A 3,146-nucleotide genomic window follows, 5' to 3' on the forward strand; every position below is an offset into this window, starting at 1 on the left:
CACCCTCCGCCCAGCCCGTGCCGTCCGCGCCCGCGCCGAAGGCCTTGCAGCGGCCGTCCGGCGCCAGCCCGCCCTGCCGGGAGAACTCCACGAAGGTGCCGGGTGTCGCGAGGACCGTGACGCCGCCGGCGATCGCCAGCCCGGACTCCCCCGAGCGCAGCGACCGCACGGCCAGGTGCAGAGCCACCAGCGAGGACGAGCACGCGGTGTCGACCGTCACCGCCGGACCCTCAAGGCCCAGGAAGTACGCGATACGGCCCGACAGCACACTGCTCAGGCTGCCGGTGAGGCGCAGCCCTTCGGCGGACTCGTCCGGCTCGTGAAGGCGGGAGCCGTAGTCCTGGACCGCCCCGCCGACGAAGACCCCGGTGGAGCTGCCGCGCAGGGCGGAGGCGTCGATCGAGGCGTGCTCGATCGCCTCCCACGACGCCTCCAGCAGCAGCCGCTGCTGCGGGTCCATCGCCTGGGCCTCGCGCGGCGAGACGTGGAAGAAGCCCGCGTCGAACGCGCCGGCGTCGTCGAGGAAACCGCCGTGCCGGGTGGCCGACGTACCGGAGCTGCCGGGTTCGCCGTTAAGGAGTGCGTCCAGGTCCCAGCCCCGGTCCTCGGGGAAGGTGCCGATCGCGTCCCCGCCGGCGGCCACCAGGTCCCACAGGTCCTCGGGAGAACGGACGGCGCCGGGAAAGCGGCAGGCCATGCCGACGATCGCGATGGGCTCCGCGGCCGCGTCCTCGATCTCCCTCAGTTGGTCCTGGGCCCGCCGCGTGTCGGCGATCGCCTGCTTGAGATATTCACGAAGCTTCGCCTCGTTGGACACGGAACTCAGTCCCTTCGGTTTGCTGCGACGAGCTTGAACAGGTCTTCGTCGGACGCGGCGTCCAGGTCGAGGCCGTCCGACCCCTCCTCCGTACCGGCGTCCGGGTCGTCCCACCGGCCGAGGATCCGCAGCAGCTGGGCCCGGATCTCACGGCGGCTCTCCTCGCCGTCGTCGAGGTCGTCCAGCGCCGTCTCCAGCCGGGCGATCTCCACGGCGACCAGATCCGCCACGGACAGCTCGCCGGGCGCGAGTTCAGCGAGGAGGTGGTCGACGAGGGCCGCCGGTGTGGGGTGGTCGAAGACGACGGTCGGCGAGAGGGCGAAGCCGACGGCCCGGCCCAGCCGGTTGCGCAGCTCGACCGCCGTCAGCGAGTCGAATCCCATCTCCTTGAAGGGGCGGTCGGCGGGGATGGCGGCCGGATCGCCGCGGCCGAGGACGGTGGCCGTCTCCTCGCGCACGACGCCGAGGACCAGCTTGGTGCGCCGGTTCGCGCTCAGGCCCGCGAGGCGTTCGGCCAGCGGGGCGGCGGGCTGCCCGCCGCCCCCGTTCCCGGCCTGCTCGCCGACGGCCGCCGCGCCGCCGTCGGTGGATCCGGTCACGAGGGTGCGCAGCAGGGCCGGCGCGATGCCCGAGGTGCGGAGCACCTCCCGGTCCACGGGTGTCGCCACGAACGCCGGGCGGGGCCGCGCGATCGCCGCGTCGAAGAGAGCGAGGCCCTGCGCGACCGAGATGGGCACGTACCCGCGCCGGACGACCCGCTCGACGTCCGCCTCGCTGAGTTGCTTCGCCATGCCCTCGGTCTGGTCCCAGAGTCCCCAGGCGAGGGAGGTGGCGGGCAGGCCCTGGGCGTGGCGAAGGTCCGCGAGGCCGTCGAGGAAGGCGTTGGCGGCGGCGTAACTGCCCTGCCCGGGGCCGCCGAAGGGGGCGGCGATGGAGGAGAAGAGGACGAAATGGTCGAGGTGGATGCCGCGTCGGGTGGTCTGGTCGTGGAGGTGCCAGGCGGCGTCGGACTTGGGCCGCAGGACGGCGGAGACGCGGTCGGGGGTGAGGGTGGTGACCAGGCCGTCGTCGCGGGTGCCGGCGGTGTGGACGATGCCGGTGAGGGGGTGTTCGGGGGGCACGGAGTCGAGCAGTTCGGTGATGAAGGCGGGGTCGGTGATGTCCCCGCGGGTGACGGTGACCTCGGCGCCGAGTGCGGTGAGGTCGTCGAGGAGCTGCTCTGCGCCGGGGGCGTCGAGGCCGCTTCGGCTGGTGAGCAGCAGACGGGAGACGCCGTGCCCGGTGACGAGGTGGCGGGCGAAGAGCCCGGCGAGGGCGCCGGTCCCGCCGGTGACGAGCACGGTCCCCTCCGGGTTCCAGGGCCGTCCGTCCGCCGCCGCGCCGGTGTCCTTGGGCACGGCCGCCAGCCGGGGCACCAGGACCCGGCCTTCCCGTACGGCGCACCGCGCCGCGCCGGTGGCGAGCGCGGCGGCCACGTCGGCGGCGGAGAGCGCGTCGCCGTCGTGGTCGATCAGCACGAGCCGTTCGGGGTACTCGTTCTGCACGCTGTGCAGCAGCCCCCACACGGCGGCCGTCGCCGGATCGACCGGTTCGCTGCGCCCCTGGCCCGCCGCCACCGCCCCGGAGCCGGTCACGACGAGTTTCGTCCGCTCCAGCTCCGGACGGCCGGCCCAGTCCTGGACGAACGCCAGGGCCCGCTCCAGGCCCGAGTGCGCCGCGGCGGCCCGGTCGTCGGTCCCGTCGTGCGGGGACAGTGCGGCGAGAGGCTGGACGAGGACGTCCACCGCGAGTCCGCCGGCCATCGCGTCGGCGACCGCCCGGAGGTCGGGGAAGTCCGAGCCGGGTGCCAACACGACCTGCCGCTCGGGCGGCACGGACGCCGCCGCTGCGCCGGCCCCGGGGTCCGTCCATTCCACCTCGAAGAGCGCGTCCTCACGGGCGGCCGGTCGCGACTCGAGTGCCTCCGCCGGGTCCAGCCAGTAGTGCCGGTGCTGGAAGGGGTAGGTGGGCAGGGGAACGGTCGCGCGGGCACCGGGGGTGAGCGCCGGCCAGTCGAGAGCGGTGCCGTGGGTGTGGAGGGTCCCCACGGCGGTCAGGACCTCGGCGGCCTGGGGCCGGTCCCGTTTGAGGGACGGCACGGCGGTGTGGTCGGGCAGCGTCTGCCGGGCCAGTGCGGTCAGGGTCGCGTCGGGGCCGAGTTCGACCAGGGCCAGTCCCGTGTTCCCGTACGCCTCGCCGAGGTGCTCCAGCGCGTGGTGGAAGCGGACGGTGCGGCGGATGTGGTCGGTCCAGTAGGCGGGATCCGTCCACTCCACGGACACCGGGCCGC

General features: G+C 74.5%; 2 protein-coding genes. Both read right to left on the minus strand.

Going from position 1 to position 3,146, the window contains the following annotated elements; genetic code table 11:
• Window positions 1-817: beta-ketoacyl synthase N-terminal-like domain-containing protein (locus ADK65_RS34420; protein WP_078956283.1), on the minus strand; the 817-nt coding region annotated here is incomplete at its 3' end.
• Between the two features lie 5 nt (window positions 818-822).
• A partial coding sequence (locus ADK65_RS34425; protein WP_159038861.1) for a type I polyketide synthase occupies window positions 823-3,146 on the minus strand: 2,324 nt, incomplete at its 5' end.

Source organism: Streptomyces sp. NRRL B-1140, assembly GCF_001280065.1.
In the GTDB taxonomy this organism is placed as follows: Bacteria; Actinomycetota; Actinomycetes; order Streptomycetales; family Streptomycetaceae; genus Streptomyces.